At 71.0% G+C, this 16460-nt stretch carries 13 protein-coding genes and 1 pseudogene; 8 read left to right on the top strand and 6 right to left on the bottom strand.

Translation table 11 applies throughout. The annotated features are described in order from the left end of the window. The first annotated feature begins 70 nt into the window (after positions 1 to 70). Together KGA66_RS02975 and KGA66_RS02970 are read left to right on the top strand one after the other, a co-directional pair. The gene (locus tag KGA66_RS02975) at positions 71 to 1234 is read left to right on the top strand and encodes a M24 family metallopeptidase (protein WP_211464211.1); all 1164 of its coding nucleotides are present in this window, start codon (positions 71 to 73) and stop codon (positions 1232 to 1234) included. A gap of 493 nt (positions 1235 to 1727) precedes the next feature. Beyond that, positions 1728 to 5309, top strand: coding sequence for a choice-of-anchor D domain-containing protein (locus tag KGA66_RS02970; protein WP_211464210.1), 3582 nt, complete (start codon positions 1728 to 1730; stop codon positions 5307 to 5309). Positions 5310 to 5412: 103 nt separating this feature from the next. On the opposite strand, the gene KGA66_RS02965 is transcribed toward KGA66_RS02970, so the two are convergent. After that, on the bottom strand, positions 5413 to 5850 hold the full coding sequence (locus KGA66_RS02965; protein ID WP_211464208.1) for a hypothetical protein: 438 nt from the start codon (positions 5848 to 5850) through the stop codon (positions 5413 to 5415). 349 nt (positions 5851 to 6199) lie between these two features. Here KGA66_RS02965 and KGA66_RS02960 point away from each other — a divergent pair, with 349 nt between their 5' ends. Continuing rightward, a complete protein-coding gene (locus KGA66_RS02960; protein WP_211464207.1) occupies positions 6200 to 6658 on the top strand; it encodes an STAS domain-containing protein in 459 nt (152 codons plus the stop codon). A 144-nt stretch (positions 6659 to 6802) separates the two neighbouring features. Here KGA66_RS02960 and KGA66_RS02955 read toward each other — a convergent pair whose 3' ends face one another. Further along, complete coding sequence (locus KGA66_RS02955) at positions 6803 to 7636, bottom strand: DUF1206 domain-containing protein (protein ID WP_211464206.1); 834 nt, start codon at positions 7634 to 7636, stop codon at positions 6803 to 6805. 226 nt (positions 7637 to 7862) lie between these two features. Between KGA66_RS02955 and KGA66_RS02950 the strand changes: the two genes are divergently transcribed. From KGA66_RS02950 to KGA66_RS31945, 4 genes and pseudogenes are all read left to right on the top strand, one after another. Continuing rightward, positions 7863 to 9272, top strand: coding sequence for a bifunctional phosphatase PAP2/diacylglycerol kinase family protein (locus KGA66_RS02950; protein ID WP_211464205.1), 1410 nt, complete (start codon positions 7863 to 7865; stop codon positions 9270 to 9272). 170 nt (positions 9273 to 9442) lie between these two features. Then, positions 9443 to 11050, top strand: coding sequence for an MFS transporter (locus tag KGA66_RS02945; protein ID WP_211464204.1), 1608 nt, complete (start codon positions 9443 to 9445; stop codon positions 11048 to 11050). Between the two features lie 70 nt (positions 11051 to 11120). Continuing rightward, complete coding sequence (locus tag KGA66_RS02940) at positions 11121 to 11348, top strand: hypothetical protein (RefSeq protein WP_211464203.1); 228 nt, start codon at positions 11121 to 11123, stop codon at positions 11346 to 11348. Beyond that, positions 11318 to 11461, top strand: a pseudogene (locus tag KGA66_RS31945) (metallophosphoesterase); the annotation flags it as partial. The gene KGA66_RS02940 and the pseudogene KGA66_RS31945, both read left to right, overlap by 31 nt. 44 nt (positions 11462 to 11505) lie before the next feature. Here KGA66_RS31945 and KGA66_RS02935 read toward each other — a convergent pair. The 3 genes from KGA66_RS02935 to KGA66_RS02925 all read right to left on the bottom strand — a co-directional run bounded on the left by KGA66_RS02935 (position 11506) and on the right by KGA66_RS02925 (position 14496). Continuing rightward, on the bottom strand, positions 11506 to 12420 hold the full coding sequence (locus tag KGA66_RS02935) for a polysaccharide deacetylase family protein (RefSeq protein WP_211464202.1): 915 nt from the start codon (positions 12418 to 12420) through the stop codon (positions 11506 to 11508). A gap of 106 nt (positions 12421 to 12526) precedes the next feature. Continuing rightward, the gene (locus KGA66_RS02930) at positions 12527 to 13327 is read right to left on the bottom strand and encodes an alpha/beta fold hydrolase (RefSeq protein ID WP_211464201.1); all 801 of its coding nucleotides are present in this window, start codon (positions 13325 to 13327) and stop codon (positions 12527 to 12529) included. Positions 13328 to 13434: 107 nt separating this feature from the next. Then, positions 13435 to 14496, bottom strand: a complete 1062-nt coding sequence (locus KGA66_RS02925; protein WP_211464199.1) for a class I SAM-dependent methyltransferase — start codon at positions 14494 to 14496, stop codon at positions 13435 to 13437. 208 nt (positions 14497 to 14704) lie between these two features. Between KGA66_RS02925 and KGA66_RS02920 the strand changes: the two genes are divergently transcribed. Continuing rightward, positions 14705 to 15433 (top strand): hypothetical protein, encoded by a 729-nt coding sequence (locus tag KGA66_RS02920; protein WP_211464197.1) that lies wholly within the window; start codon positions 14705 to 14707, stop codon positions 15431 to 15433. Positions 15434 to 15522: 89 nt separating this feature from the next. Here KGA66_RS02920 and KGA66_RS02915 read toward each other — a convergent pair. Continuing rightward, positions 15523 to 16460, bottom strand: a 938-nt coding sequence (locus KGA66_RS02915; protein WP_211464195.1) for a chitinase, incomplete at its 5' end; no start/stop codon positions are given.

Below are 16460 nucleotides of genomic sequence, written 5' to 3'. Positions count from 1 at the left end.
GCCGCGCTCTGCGGCAGGATGGATGGGTCGCCAATCCAGGGATCCGCTTCACGTTCGATCAGGAGTCGCCATGACGGACCGCGGGGACGTCCCAGCGCCCGAAGCGCCGGCCGCGCAGACGCCATCGGCCACGCTCTTCGCTGCGCAGCGCCTGCATGACGCGCGCGAGGCCGCCGCGCGGGCCGGATTCGACGCGCTGCTGGTGTGCCCCAGCGCGGACCTGCGCTACCTCACCGGCTACGACGCTCTGCCGTTGGAACGGCTGACCTGCCTGCTGCTGCCGGTGCGCGGAGAACCCCGTCTGATCGTGCCCGCGCTGGAGGAACCCGCCGCGGCCGCGTCCCCGGCCGGCGCCTCGGGCCTGGAGATCGTCGCGTGGAACGAGACCGACGACCCGTACGCGATCGCGGCGGCCTGCCTGCCGGGGGCCGCCCGCGTCGGCTTGGACAACCACATGTGGGTGGAGAAGGCCGACGGGTTCCGCAGGGCCATGCCGGACGCGCGACAGGACCTGGCCGGAGCAGTGCTCAGCGGGCTGCGACTGCGCAAGAACGCGGCGGAGGCGCAGGCGCTGCGCCGGGCGGGCGCCGCGATCGACGAGGTGCACTCCCGCATGGGCGAGTTCTTGCGCGTCGGGCGCACGGAGCGGCAGGTCGGACGGGACATCGCGGACGCGATCATCGCGGCGGGGCACGCGCGGGTCGATTTCGTGATCGTGGCGTCCGGGCCGAACGGCGCGAGCCCGCATCATGAGGTCTCGGACCGGGTCATCGAAGCCGGGGATCCGGTCGTGGTCGACATCGGCGGCACGACACGCGACGGCTACTGTTCTGACTCGACCCGCGTCTACGCGCTCGGCGAGCCGCACACGGACTTCCGCGCGATGTACGAAGTGCTGTTGCGGGCCCAGCGGGCACAGGTCGAGGCAGTGCGTCCAGGGATCACCGCAGAGCAACTCGACGCCGTGGGGCGTGATCTGATCGCGGCGGCCGGATACGGCGACCGATTCGTCCACCGGACCGGCCACGGCATCGGCATGGAAACGCATGAGGAGCCGTACATCGTGGCCGGCAGCGCGCGGCCGCTGGAGCCGGGCATGGCGTTCTCCGTCGAACCGGGCATCTACCTTCCGGGCCGCTTCGGGGCCCGGATCGAGGACATCGTGCTGTGCACGGAGAACGGCGGCGAACGGCTGAACCTCACCGATCGGGAGCTGGCCGTCCTGCCGGTGTGACACCAGAGCGCTACGCGACATAACGCAACACGCCGCGGCACGGCACGGCACGGGCCCATGAGCGCGGCATGGGCCGGCACACCTTGGGCCCGGCACGCAGCGGGCCGGCCGCACCGGCCCTCGGCATGGTCGTCGGCCCGGTTGTCCGCAGCCGACGGAACGCGGCGTGATCACGCGGACCGGGTTCTGATACGCCCGTGCCCACGGCCTTGCCCACGGCCGGGCCGAGAGACGCCGCCGGCTCGGCGAAGCATTCGACAGCACTCAGACAACACACGGTCCTGTTGCGCAACCGCACCGGCCTGCCGGTCACGCACCGAGGCGGCACTTCGCCACTCCTGCAAGAGCTAGTAAAGATTCACCAGTCATCCGTCTAGATATTGCGCCCGGATGTCGAGAAGGTTACTTTCCTCCTTACCCCTCGCTCCTCCCACCCACGCGCGACGCCATCCATGCGGCCCACGGCCGGCCTCGTGCCGAAAGGAGCACCACCTTGTCCCAGCCCGATTCCCCCATCCGCCCGCCGCGCCGGGTGCAGCGCGCCGCCGCCCTCGTCAGCGGCGCCGCGCTGCTGGCCGGCGGCGCCATCGCGCTCACCATCCCGGCCGCGCAAGCCGCCGCCACCGGCGGCAGCGGCGCCAGCCTGCCGTACGTCGAGGTGCAGGCCGAGAACTCCAGCACCAACGGAACCGTCATCGGCCCCAGCTACACCCAAGGCCAACTCGCCGACGAGGCGTCGTACCGCAAAGCCGTGACACTCCAGGGCACCGGCAAGTACGTCACGTTCACCACGCCGGTCGCCACCAACTCGATCGACTTCCGGTACAGCATCCCCGACACCTCGGGCGGCTCCGTTTACACCGCGCCGCTCTCGCTCTACATCAACGGCACCAAGCAGCCCGACTTCACCCTCACCAACGCCTACAGCTGGTACTACGGCAGCTACCCCTTCACCAACTCCCCGGGTGGCAACCCGCACCACTTCTACGACGAGGTGCACCGGCTCTTCCCGACCACCTACCAGGCCGGCACCACCTTCACCCTCCAGGTCGACCCGCAGGACACCGCGTCCTCCTACACGATCGACTTCGCCGACTTCGAGAACGTCGGCTCGCCGCCGGCCCAGCCGTCCGGCTCGGTCTCGGTGACCAGCGAGGGCGCCGACGCCAGCGGCGTCAACGACTCGACCAACGCCTTCAACGCCGCGATCAGCGCCGCCGGGTCGGGCGGCACGGTGTGGATCCCGCCGGGTACCTACAACATCCCGGGCCACGTCAGCGTCAACAACGTGACGATCGCGGGCGCCGGCATGTGGTACTCCACCATCGCGGGCACCGCCCCCGGCTTCTACGGCAACTCGGCACCCAATCCGAGCACGAACGTGCACCTGCGGGACTTCGCGATCTCCGGCAACGTGCAAGAACGCTGCGACGGCTGCCAGGTCAACGGGATCGGCGGCGCGATGAGCAGTTCCTCCGTCTCGAACGTGTGGATCGAGCACATGAAGGTCGGCGCCTGGATGGACGGCCCGATGAACGGCCTGACCTTCAGCGGCATGCGGATCCGGGACACCACCGCGGACGGCGTCAACTTCCACGGCGGCGTCACCGGCTCCACCGTCACCAACAGCGACCTGCGCAACACCGGTGACGACGGCATCGCCACCTGGGCCGACTCCGCCATCGGCGCCGACGCCAACGACACGATCTCCGACAACACGGTCCAGCTGCAGATGCTGGCCAACGGAATCGCCATCTACGGCGGCCACGACAACACCGTCTCCGGCAACCTGGTGCAGGACACCGGCATCACCCAGGGCGGCGGCATCCACGTCGGGCAGCGCTTCAGCTCGACCCCCGTCGGCACCACCACGATCCAGAACAATACCCTGATCCGCAACGGCGACCTCGACCCGAACTGGCAGTTCGGCGTCGGCTCGCTGTGGTTCGACGGCAGCCAGGGCGCCATCACCGGACCGATCAACGTGAGCAACGCGCTGATCGAGCAGAGCCCTTACGAAGCGATTCAGTGGGTTGAGGGCACCATCAGCGGGGTGAATCTCGACAACGTCACCATCGCCGGAACCGGCACCTTCGCCCTGCAGGAGCAGACCGGCGGCGCCGCGTCGTTCACCAACGTCGCCGCGACCGGCGTGGCGCAGGCCAACGCGGGCAACCCGCCGAGCTACAGCTGTGAGGGCTCGAGCTTCGCGATCACCGACGGCGGCGGCGACTCCGGCATCAGCCCGACCCAGTGCAACGGCTGGCCGGCCCCGGTGTACCCGCCGTACCCGGCCACCGGAGTCACCGCCAGCCCGAACTCGCTGAACTTCGGCTCGCAGACCACCGGCACCACGAGCGTCGCGCAGACCGTGACGGTCTCCAACCCGACCGGTTCGGCCGCGCCCGTCTCGTCGATCTCCGTCAGCGGCGATTTCGCGCAGAGCGACAACTGCGGATCGTCGATCGCCGCGAACGGTTCCTGCGCGGTGAGCGTGACGTTCAAGCCGACCGCGACGGGTACGCGAAGTGGAACCCTGACGGTCACCGCCGGGGGCGTCACCAACACCGTGAGCCTCTCCGGCACCGGCACCGCACCCGGCCCGGTCCTGAACGCCAACCCCGCGAGCCTGACCTTCGCCGGCACGCTCGTCGGCTCGTCCTCGGCCGCGCAGTCGGTGACGGTCACCAACTCCGGCACCGCCTCGGCGAGCGTCTCCGCGGTCTCCGTGACCGGCGACTTCAGCCAGACCGACAACTGCGCGACGGTCGCGGTCAGCGCATCCTGCACCGTGTCGGTCACCTTCAGGCCGACGGCCGGCGGCACCCGCACCGGCACGCTGACCGTCACGAGTAACGCCAACAACAGCCCGACCACGGTGGCGCTCAGCGGCAGCGCGATCGACGGCAACACCGACATCGCAGCCGGAAAGCCTGCGTCGGCCAGTTCGGGCAACGGGCAGTACGTGCCGGCGAACATGACCGACGCCGACCCCTCCACCTACTGGGAGAGCGCCAACGGCTCCTTCCCGCAGTGGGCCCAGGTGGACCTCGGCCAGAACTACAGCGTCAATAAGCTGATCCTCAGGCTGCCGCCGTCCACGGCCTGGGGCGCGCGGACGCAGACGCTCTCGGTGCTCGGCTCCACGGACGGCTCGAACTTCTCGACCATCGTGGGCTCGGCCGGGTACTCCTTCGACCCGAACGCCAACAACAACACCGTCACCATCACCTTCGGCGCGGCGAACGCCCGTTACGTACGGGTCAACATCACCGGCAACACCGGCTGGGCGGCCGGTCAGCTTTCTGACTTCGAGGTCTTCCCCAGCGGCGGCGGCTCGTCCGGCCCGGCGCTGGCGGTCAGCCCGTCGAGCCTGAGCTTCGGAAACCAGAGCGTCGGCTCGACCACCGGCACGCAGGCGGTCACGGTGAGCAACAGCGGGGCGGCGGCGGCCTCGGTCTCGTCGATCTCGACCAGCGGCGACTTCGCGCAGAGCAACAACTGCGGCGGTTCCATCGCGGCCGGCTCGTCGTGCACCGTGAACGTCACCTTCACCCCGACCGCGACCGGATCACGCACCGGCACACTGAGCATCGCGAGCAACGCCCCGGGCAGCCCGGCCACCGTCGCCCTGTCCGGCAGCGGTGTGAGTTCGAACACGAACCTCGCGCTGAACCAGCCGGCCTCGGCCAGCGGGTACACGCAGACCTACGCGCCCGCGAACGCCGTGGACGGCAACACCGGCAGCTACTGGGAGAGCACTGACAACGCGTTCCCGCAGTGGCTGCAGGTGGATCTGGGCTCGACGAAGTCGGTCGGCCGGATCGTGCTCGACCTGCCGCCCTCCAGCGCCTGGGGCACCCGCACACAGACGCTCTCCGTGCTGGGCAGCACCGACGGGTCCACGTTCAACACCATCGTCGGGTCGGCGGGCTACACCTTCAACCCGGCGAGCGGGAACACCGTCACCATCACCTTCAACGTGACCAGCACCCGGTTCGTGCGGCTGAACTTCACCGCCGACACCGGCTGGCCGGCCGGGCAGGTCTCCGAGTTCCAGATCTTCGGCAGCTGATACGGGACCAGACCCCGCACGCGCCATGAGAACGGCTGCCGCCGAGTACGAGCTCGCACCTCGTACTCGGCGGCAGCCGGCTTCGCGATGATCCGGCGCCGCGTCAGCTGACCGGACGGGCAGGGCGCCAGTCGCGCACGCGCCGCAGGATCGAACCCTCTGCGGAGCTCTCGGCCGGTTCGGCCGGGACGGCTGCCGTCTTCGGCGCGACGCTCGCCTTCGCCGCGGGCTTCGGGTTCTCTTCCGCCGGCGCGGGGGCGGGGGCGCGCCGCCGGGCCCGCGCGTCGCGGCGGAACCGGCCCAGTTCCCGGCGCAGCGCCACATCCCGGCGCAGCCCGTCGGCGAGCATCATGAACCCGAGCATCGCCACCGCCCCGATCACCAGCCCGGCCAGGTAGAGCCGGCCGGCCGAGCCGTGCAAGTGGTACCCGAAGAGCGTGAAGCCGCCGGCCAGCTGATGCTCGCTTCCGGTGTTCGCCGCGATCCCGGCCGCGCCAACGGTGACCGCGGCGGCGAGAAGCAGCAGTCCTACGACGAGCATGACCCGCCTCCTATTCCTTCCTGACTCCCGACAACAGGCACGTGCCCACTACACAGGTACGCGTCCACGCCGGACGGCATGAGGGGCCGTACTCTCCTCACCGGCGGGGCGATCCCCAGTACCCGCGAGCGCCGTGAACATTCGCCGCACCCGCACCCGCAACCGCACCCGCAACCGCAACCGCGGACCGGCCGCGGCCGGTAACAGTGATCACCGCCGACGCATGTTTTCCATCCGGCCGGGTACAGACGGCTCCCCCCGATCTACGCACCGTGTCGTGCGCCGGAAAGGCCGCGCCCGAAGACGCAGCGCACGCGCGGGTATGGGCGGGGCAGCGAGGAGGAGAACCGTGTCAATAGTCGCCGAGTCCCCTGCCGGCAGTCCCGCGTCGCCCATCGTCGCCCACGGCGGCGGCCGTCGGCCGGCCGGCCAGCCGACGCATCGTCTGGAGCTGCGGCTGCGGTCCGAAGGGGACCACATCGTGGTGAGTATCTGGGGCGAGCTGTACACCGGCCGCCTGCAGGAGCTGACCCGGCTGCTGGACGCCCAGGTGCGCGCCGGGCGAACCCGCGTGCTGCTCGACCTTTCCCGGCTCTACGACCTGGACACGGACGCGATCTCGGTGCTGACCCGCTGGCGCAGCACGCTCGCCTCGGCCGGCGGCTGTCTGCACCTGGCCGCGCCGCGCCCCTGGGTACGCCGCCTGCTCGAGCACATGTGCCTTCGCGGCACCTTCCAGGTGTTCCCCACGGTTCTCGAAGCGCTCGGCGAACCGTGCGCCGCGGCGCCGCCGGCGTCCGCCGCGTGATCCCGGTATTCGACCGAAGTCGTCGCGGCACACGAGCGAGAGGGCCGGTCCCCAGCGGGACCGGCCCTCTCGCCGTATCGACTCGGCGCACCATCGGCGCCCTGCCGACAAAGCCGCACCGTCAACCGTGCGATATCAGCGGCCTCACAGCCGGCGCCAGCGCGCCTCGCCCCAGGAGTAGAGGCCGAACGCGGCCAGTCCGACGGCCATCAGGATCAGCAGCAGCGGCCCGTACGACGCGGCCGCGAAGGAACGCAGCGTGGCGTCCACTCCCTTGGCCTGCTTGGGATCGAAGGTGACCGCCGCGTCGAGCATGAACCCGCCGACCGCCGCGAAGACCACGCCGCGCGCGACGTTGCCGATCGTGCCCAGGCGCAGCACCCACCGCCGCTTGCCGGCGCTCATCGAGCCGAGCATCAGATCCTTGGCGAACTTGCGCGTCACGCCGCGCCACACCAGCGCCAGGCCGCCGACGATCAGCGCGATGCCGACCAGGGCGACCAGCACGACTCCGCCGGGATGCGCCATGGTGCGCGCGGTGAAGTCCTGCGAGGCCTGATTCGTGGAGCCGTTGGACTTGTGCGTCAACACAAAAGTGAGGGTGCTGATGCAGGCCAGCGTGTAGACGACGACCCGGAACAGCGAGGCCGCGCGCGAGCCGGCCGCCTTCTTACCGCTGCCGCCGGACGCCGTGGGAAAAGCGGCCTCGGACAACCGCCACAGCGCCATGCCGCCGAACCCGACCACCAGGAACCACAGCAGCACCGATCCGAGCGGTTTGCTCGCGATCAGCTCCAGCGCGCCGGTGCGGTCCGCCTCAAGCGCCTTGTGCTGCAGGGCGATCAGCAGCGTGATCCAGCCGATCAGCAGGTACACGACGCCGCGGGCAACGAATCCGGCGCGCCCGAGGGCCCGCACCGAGTCGCTGCGCGCCATCCGACGTGCCGAATACCCGCGTGTATGCGAGCTCACGGCCATCTGCCGCTCCTTCCGCCTTAATGATCAACCATCGGATATCCGACAGGGCCGTGTGCCCTGACGCCCGGCGGGTAAACGGCGACGACCTCAGGGCAGGCGGTTCCAGCAGCTTCAGGGCTCCAGCAGCTTCAGGGCTCCAGCAGCTTCAGGGGAGGCGAACATGCAGGCTCGTCCGCTCCGGTCCACCGGCGGCGCGGGGAGATTCTCAGGGATCGACAGAAGGCTGATGGGGGTGGTCACGCCCGCGAAGTCCGCGACGCTCGACCAGATACTGCCGCGCCTGGGACGCGCTGCCGACCACAGCAAACTGTGGTTGGCGCTGTCCGCCGGGATGGCGGCCACGCCCGACCGCGGCGCGCGCAGGGCCTCGCTGCGTGCGCTGGCCGCAGTCGGCCTGGCCAGCGGCGCCGCGAACCTGGTCGGCAAAACCCTGATCAGCAGGCAGCGCCCGGCGCTCGTGGACATCCCGCTGATCAGGCAACTGCGACGGATGCCGGACAGCTCCTCGTTCCCCTCCGGGCACGCGGCCTCGGCGGCGGCCTTCGCCACCGGCGTGGCCCTGGAGAGCAAGTATCCGGCGGTACCGGTCGCGGCGCTGGCGACCGGCGTCGCCGCCTCCCGCGTGGTCACCGGGGCACACTACCCGACCGATGTGGTCGCCGGAGCCGCGATCGGCGTGGCCGCCGGGCTGCTCACCACGCACTGGTGGCCGCTCATCGAGCCGGAGCCGGCGCAGGCCCCGCCCGCCGGGTACGAAGCTCCCGCGCTGGACACCGGCGATGGCCTGGTCGTGGTGGTCAACACGGCGGCGCGGGCCGGCGGCGAGCAACTGGCCGAGCAGATCAGGCAACTGCTGCCCGAGGCCGAGGTCGTCGTCGCCGAGGAGGGCGCGGACGTACCCTGCCAACTGGAGCGCGCCGCGAAACGGGCCAAGGTGCTCGGCGCGGCCGGCGGCGACGGCACGATCAACACCGCGGTCGGCGTGGCACTGCGCGCCGATGTGCCGTTGCTGGTGATACCCGCCGGCACCCTCAACCACTTCACCCGCGACCTCGGCGTCGAGTCGTTGGACGACGCTGTCGGCGCACTGCGACGCGGCGAAGCGGTCGCGGTGGACGTCGGCACCGTGGGCGAACGCGTATTCGTCAACACATTCAGCATCGGCGCGTACGTCGACCTCGTCCACGCGCGCGAGCACCACGAGCGCAGGCTGGGCAAGTGGCCGGCCGTCCTCGTCGGCGCGGTGTCGGTGTTGCGCGACGGCAAGCCGGTCACGTGCCGCGTGGACGGCGTGGAGCGGCGGATGTGGCTGCTGTTCGCGGGCAACTGCCGCTACCAGCCGGCCGGGCTCGCCCCCTCCCGCCGGGCCCGCCTGGAGGACGGTGATCTGGACATCCGCATCGTCGACGCGGCCAAGCCGCTGGCCCGCGCGCGCCTGCTCGCCGCGCTCGCCACCGGAACATTGGCCACCAGCCGCGTCTACCAGTACCGCGCCGCGACAACGCTGCGCCTGAGCGGCGTCGGCCGGCCGTTGCGGTATTGCGTGGACGGCGAGGCGGCCGGCTCCGGGACAGAGCTCGAAGTCGAGAAGCGAGCGCGCTCGCTCGTCGTCTACCGGCCGGCTCGGGCCCACTGATATCAGGGCTCTGAAAAACACCGCGCAGCCCTGCCGTCGTCCGCGCTCTGGGCTCTCGGCTCTCGGCTCTCGGCGTCCGGACGGCCCGGCCGCCCCGGCCGCGCCGTTTCGTCGAGCCCGACGTCGGCCCGCACCGTTTCACCCCGCCCGACGGCGGGGAGGCGAGGGCCGTGTCAGCACAACCAAGAACCGGCAGTCCCCAGCCCGGCCCGCCCCGGCCCGCACGCGCCCCGAACCCGGCCGACTACCGCTGGCGGGCGCTGGCCGTGTGCCTGGTCGCCGGTTTCATGACGATGCTGGACGTGAGCATCGTCAACGTGGCGCTGCCCTCCCTCAAGGCCGGGCTGCACGCCTCATCCGACGACCTGCAGTGGGTGCTGTCGGGGTACGCGCTGGCCTTCGGTCTGGTGCTGGTTCCGGCCGGGCGGCTCGGCGACATCCACGGGCGCCGGGCCGCGTTCATGACCGGCCTGGCCGCCTTCACCCTGACCAGCGCCGCCGCCGGCCTGGCCACCGGGCCGGGTTGGCTGGTTGCGGCCCGCTTCGCCCAGGGGCTGGCCAGCGGGGTGCTCAACCCGCAGGTCGCCGGGCTGATCCAGCAACTGTTCCAGGGCCGGGAGCGCGGCCGCGCCTTCGGCATGCTCGGCGCGGTGATCGGGATCTCCACGGCGCTGGGCCCGCTGCTGGGCGGCCTGCTGATCGCGGCCGGCGGTCCCACCGACGGCTGGCGCTGGGTGTTCTACGTCAACGTCCCGATCGGCTTGGCCGCGCTGCCCGCGGCGTACCGACTGCTGCCGAGCCTGCATGAGATCCGCGAGCACGAGCGCGCCGGGGGGCGCGCACAGGGGCGAACCTCCGGAGCCGCGCGTCCCGAGGGCCTGGACCCGGTCGGCGTGCTGCTGCTGGCCGCGGGCGTCGTGGCAATGCTGCTGCCGCTGGTCGAGGAACAGCAGTGGCACAGCCGGCTCAAGTGGCTGCTGTTGCCGCTCGCGGCGCTGTTCCTCGCCGCCTTCGTGCCGTGGGAGCGGCGCAGGCAGGGGCGCGCCGGGGCGCTGGTGGACCTCACCCTGTTCCGCTTGCGCTCGTACAGTCTCGGCTCGGCGATCGCCCTGGTGTACTTCGCCGGGTTCACCGCGATCTTCTTCATCTTCACCCTGTACGTGCAGGCCGGGCTCGGCTACAGCGCCTTGCTCGCGGGCGCGGCGATAACGCCGTTCGCGGTGGGTTCCGGGATCGCCTCGGCGCTCGGCGGCAGGGTGGTGACCAGGTTCGGGCGGCCGCTGATCGCCGCCGGGCTGCTCCTGGTCGGCCTCGGCCTCGGCGCGACGCTGCTGGCGGTGCACCTGGTGCCGGGCCGGGAGGTGGGCTGGGTGACCCTGGGTCCGCTGGCGGTGGCCGGTCTCGGCAGCGGCCTGGTGATCGCGCCGAACCAGGCGATCACGCTTTCCGAGGTGCCGGTGCGGGACGCGGGCAGCGCCGCCGGGGTACTGCAGACCGGGCAGCGCATCGGCTCGGCGGTCGGCATCGCGGTGGTGGGCTCGGTGTTCTTCGCGGCGCTCGGCCCGGCCTCGGCAGGCGCGGCCGGCGCGGCCGGCGGCGGCGTCCCGCACGATCCGGCCCGCTGGGCCCACGCCTTCCAGCGCGGCCTGGTCGTCGCGATCGCGTTGGTGGCCCTGGCACTGCTGGTCGCCCTGTACGACGTGGCCGCGACCCACCGGCGCGACGCTGACGCGGCCGCCGACCACAGCGACGACGCGCCCGCCGCCGCACGCGGTTGAGCGGATACTGCGCGCCGCAGCGGGTACCGCGAGCCGTTCACACGCCGGACCGGCATCGCGGAGGGGCCGTATGAGAGATCTGGAACGTCCCGGAGAAGTGGAAGGCGACCTGATCGTGGGCCTGCCTCCGGCGGCCGGCCCGCCGCCCGACCGGACCCAGGCGATCCTCGACGCGGCCAAGCAGGTCGGCTCGCTGCTCAAGGCGGCGGGCCACCGGTTCGCGCTGGCGGGTGGTGTCGCAGCGTACGCACACGGCGTCCCGATGAGCACGCGCGTTCTGGTTCCGAGCACGGCATGACGAGCGGCGGGGTTCGCGTGCGGAACGTCGCGCAGCCGCTGCTGCGCCGCGCGTTCGCCCTCTTCCACGTCAAGGACGGGCCCGAGCCGCGGACGGCCGCGGGCGCTTCCTGATCGGTCACACGTACTCGCAGTCGGTCACACGTACTCGCAGTCGGTCACACGTACTTGGTGATGTCCGCGACCGTGAAGCCCTGCGCCTGGATGTGCTTGTAGAGGTTGATCATCATCTGCACCATGGTCTCGCCCTTGAGCTGGGCCGGGCCGCGGAAGTGGGCCAGGATGATGTCGCCGGGGCGCAGCAGGTGCGAGGCGGTCTGGTACTGCATGTCGTGTATCTCCATCGACTCCTTCCACATCATCAGGCCCTTGAGTCCGGCCTGCCGGACCGCGCCGACCGTGGTCGCGTTGTAGTTGCCGCCCGGCGCCCGGAAGATGTAGGGCGCCACCCCGTACTCCTTGCCCAGCTTCTGCTGCTGCCCGGCGATCTCGTCGAGTTGCTGCTGCGCGGACAGGCGCGGCATGTCGAGGGGATGGTTCACGGTGTGGTTCTGAATGGAGACGAACCCGGTCTGGTACAGCTTCTCGAAGTACGCGTAGTCGTCCCGGATCAGGGTGTCGGCGAGGCTGACCGTGATCGGGATCTGGAAGTCCCTGACCATCTGGATGAACGCGGGGTCCTTCTCTATGCCGTCGTCGATCGTGACGAACACGACCTTGTCGCCCGTCGGCACCTTGGAGAACACCGCCGGGTGCTCGGCGCTCAGCGCGATCGGCTTGGCCGTGGGAGCCGGCGGGACCGCGGCGAAGGGCTTGAGTCCCTGATAGCGCCGGCTGATCAGCTCGGCGTCCACGCCGCCCGCGGTGGCGCTCGCACTCGCGCTCACGCTCGCACCGGTAGCCTGCGTGCCGATCGGCTCCGCGCTGTCCGCCGCGGCGCCGGCCGCCGGCCCGGAGCCGCCCTGGCAGGCCGCGGCGAACGAACCAAGGACGGCCAGGCCCGCGGCGCCGCCCATGAACCGGCGGCGGGATACGGGCGTGCGCGCCGCCGCGGTCTTCGCTTCAGTTTCCATCACGCTTCTGGAGACGCCCATCGCTGAAGATCAGCTGCAGGAAAGGTGAAGATCTTCTTCAGGAGACGCGCGGTTTCGGCACGGCTCGTGGATATCGGCGGCGCGACTATTCCTCGCCGAGAAATGCCTCGATCGCGTCGGTCACGGCCTGCGGGTCCTCGACCGGGCACTCGTGCCCGGTGTCCAGCAGCTTGACCGTGGCGTTCGGGCAGTTGGCCGCGATCCGCTGCACCTGCGCCGGAGGGAACTGGATGTCGTGCCGGCCGTGCACGATGAGAACCGGTGCCCGGATGTCGCCCACCTGGTCCAGCACGTCGAAATCGCGCATCGCGTCGTAGCACGACATCACCACGTGCCGGGGCGTGGCCTGGGAGGCGGCCACATACTGCCGGATGAGCTCCTTCGGATACCCGGGCTTGAACGCGCGCTGGATGTTGATCGCGACGAAGCTGTTGTACGGCACCAGTTTCGAGGCGGCGATCACCGCGCCCCGGCTTCGGCTGTACACCATCCTGCTGACCGTGCCGACCAGCACCATCCGCTCGACGCGGTCCGGCTCGGCGAGGGCGAGCTTCTGCGCGATCATGCCGCCCATCGAGTGCCCGACCGGGATGAAACGCCCCACGCCACGGGCGTCCAGCAGCCGGCGTACATCGTCGGCGAGGCCGTCGATGCTGTACTGCCCGGCCGGCTTGTCGCTCTCGCCGTGCCCGCGCAGGTCGAGCCGCAGGACCCGGCGGGTCCGGGCGAAGTGCTCGAACTGGTGGTCCCACCGGTGCCGGTTCGCCGTCCAGCCGTGGATGAACACCAGCGGCGTACGCTCGCCGGCGCCCGCCTCTTCGTAGGCGATGCTGACGCCGTCCACGTCGAAGCGCGACGGCTGGGTCGTACTGTCGGCATCCGTCACGGCGGGCTCCTTCGCCTGGGTGCGCACGCGGCTGCGTGAACGCGGCGCGATCATAGCGCCGATCGGGGCGCGCGACGATGGTTCGGCTACTCGCGCGCGAGCCGGCGTCAGGCGACCCGTGCCGCGACGGCGAAGAACCGGTGCTCCGCGTCGTCGTAGCGGGTCAGCCTCCAGCCGCTGTCGGTGAGGCCGCGGGCGAGAACGTGTTCGGCGAGCGGCTCGTCGGGGCGCAGGACGCGTCCGTGACGGGCGGCGAGCGCCGCGCGCCCGGTGGGATGGAACAGCACCAGGTGCCCGTCGGCGCGGGTCACCCTGGCCAACTCGCTCAGGCCCCCGCGCGCGTCGTTGAGATGGTTGATCAGTCCCGCGGCGAAGATCAGGTCCGCGCTCGCGTCCGCGAGCGGCAGCCGGTGCGCGTCCGCGAGCAGCAGGGCCGTAGCACTCAGGTCGCGACCCGCGGCGCGGACCGCGTCCAGCATCTGCGGCGTCACGTCGAGCCCGATCACCCGGCCGGACGAGCCGACCGCCGCGCGCAGCGCCGGCAGGGCGCGGCCCGTTCCGCAGCCCAGATCGAGCGCTGTGCCGCCGACCGGAGGGCCGGCCTCGGCGATGGCTGCGGCGTAGGCGGGCATGTCGTCGCCGAACCTGGTGTCCCAGGTCGCGGCGCGCACGGCGAAGAACGCCTGGTTCTCGGCGACGTACCAGTGCTCGGGAACGCCGGCTCGGCCGGTGACGGCGCGCACGACCGGCCAGTGCGGGTCGGCCAGGTCGACCACGATCTCGGCCGCCGGACGCGGGCCCCGGCGCTCTTTGTCGCGGGCCGGGCCGCCGGGCGCGCGCAGCCGGACGGCGAGATCCCATCGGCCGGCCGGAGGGTGTTCGCGCCAGTGAGTTCCTTCGGCGACCGCGACCGTGTCCGTGGTGCGCTCGGCCCGCCAGGCGTCCTCGTCGGCCGCCGGATTCCGCGATGTCAACCGGATGCACGGCCGGCCTGTCGAGCGCAGTGCCCGCGCGAGCCGGTCGGCGACGTGCGCGGCGTGCTCGCCTTCGACGACGACGCCGGCGGCCCGCGCGGGCAGGGCCCCGGTCAGCGCGCCGAGGACCGTCTCCCATCGCTCGTGCTGCGCCTCGGTCAGGTCCTGCCAGTCGGGGAACATACTTTCCATCATGCAAGTACCAGCCGCGGCGCTCAATACGAGCGGCAGCTGCCCACCGGTTGGGCTTGTCTTTCTTGCTCCTGCGAGGAGTAGCGAGCGGGGTGGGCCGCGCATTCGCCCGACACGTTAGTGCTAACCGCCCGGGGCTGGAAGGATGCACTTCGGCGGCACTGCGCGCCGAAACTTTCGGCACACGACGGGCATGGGGAGACAACACGACATGAACAGGACCACGTGCAAGGGCGCGCAGCGGTCCGGTGCACCACGGCGATGGCTGTACGCGCTGTGCGCGGCTTCGATGCTGTTGTCCGTCGCCGCCTGCGGGGGCGGCAGCGCGGGCCCGGGCACGAACGGAACCGGCGTGTCGATCGGTCTGACCGCGATACCGTCACCGGTCGCGCCTACCGACTCGTTCACCCCGTCGCCGAGTCCCTCGCCGTCGCCGGTGGATCCGGGCACGTTGCCGCAGACGCACGTGCTGCCGCACCCCGACGACCCGGTGTTCCAGGCCGGGGTGCAGGATCTCTGGCAGGCGATCGTGCAGGACGATCCGTCGATCGCGCTGCCGTTCTTCTTCCCGAAGGGCGCGTACCTCCAGGTGAAGGCGATCTCGAATCCGCTGGCCGACTATCAGAGCCGGCTGATCGCCTGGTACGGCCTCGACATCCACGCCGCGCACGCGCTGCTCGGTTCGCACTCCTCGTCGGCCCGGTTCGTCAAGGTGACGGTGCCGACCAGCCAGGCCGAGTGGATCAGGCCGGGCGTCGAGTACAACAAGGGCTCTTACTACCGGTTGTACGGCACGCGGCTGACATATCGGATCAACGGGGTGACCAAGTCCTTCGGCATCTTCTCGCTGATCTCGTGGCGCGGCGAGTGGTACTGCGTGCACCTCGGCCCGGCGGTGCGCTCGTCGAACCGTGGCATCGTCTATTCGCCACAGGGCTGAGCGGGCCCCGGGCGCGCGGCAGGTTGGAAACCGCGCGCACGGGGTCGTGACTCAGCCCATTCAGCCCTCTGCTATACCTTCCGGTGCTCTCACGGCATCGCGTGCAGATGCGCGCCGACCGTGTTCGCGATCTGGTTGCCGGCGCTGGCGTCCCAGTTCGTCGACCACGTCATCGCGCCGCCGATGGCCGGCCAGGTCGCGGGCGGCTTGAAGCTGCCGCAGTTGGTCCCTGACGCCAGGCAGTCCAGTGCCGCGTCCACCACCGAGGGGCTGACGTAACCGCCGCCGGCCGCGCTGGTGGACGCCGGCACGCCGAGACCGACCTGGCTCGGGTTCAGGCCGTTCTGCAACTGGATGCAGGCGAGGGCGACCAGGAAGTTCTCGGTGCCTTCGGCGTAGACGTTGCCGTCGCACCCGTTCATCGAGCCGGAGTTGTAGTACTGCGTGTTGACGATGGTCAGGATGTCCTTGACGTTGAGGGCGAGCTGGAAGTAGGCCATCCCGGTGCTCTGCATGTCAATGGTCTGCGGCGCCATGGTCAGGACGAATCCGGATCCGGCCTGGCCGGCCAGCGAGTGCAGGGCCTGGGCCAGGTAGGTCGGGTTGACGCCGTTCTCCAGGTCGATGTCGATGCCGTCGAAGCCGTAGCCCTTGATGATCGACGCGGCGCTGGAGGCGAAGTTCGCCGCGGAGGTCGAGTCGCCCACCGAGACGGTGCCGTTCTGGCCGCCGACCGAGAGCACGACCTTCTGGCCGCGGCCGTGCAGCGTGGCGATGTCCGCCTTGAACTGCGCGTCGCTGTAGCCGCCGAGGGCGCTGGAGAGGCCGGAGTCGATCGCGAAGGAGATCTGGCCGGGAGTGCCGGTGGCGTTCGCGAAGGCCACGGCGATGATGTCGTACTGCGTACTCACGTCGCTCAGCCGCTGCACGCTCGCCCCGTTGACGAAATCCTGCCAGTAGCCGGTCAGCACATGCCTGCCCGTGCCGCCGCCACCACCACCACCGCTGCTGCTGCTCGGGCTGGGGC

Source organism: Actinocrinis puniceicyclus (assembly GCF_018283645.1).
In the GTDB taxonomy this organism is placed as follows: Bacteria; Actinomycetota; Actinomycetes; order Streptomycetales; family Catenulisporaceae; genus Actinocrinis; species Actinocrinis puniceicyclus.
The sequence above is the reverse complement of the archived record's forward strand: the minus strand, read 5'-3'. Positions and strand labels throughout refer to the sequence as shown.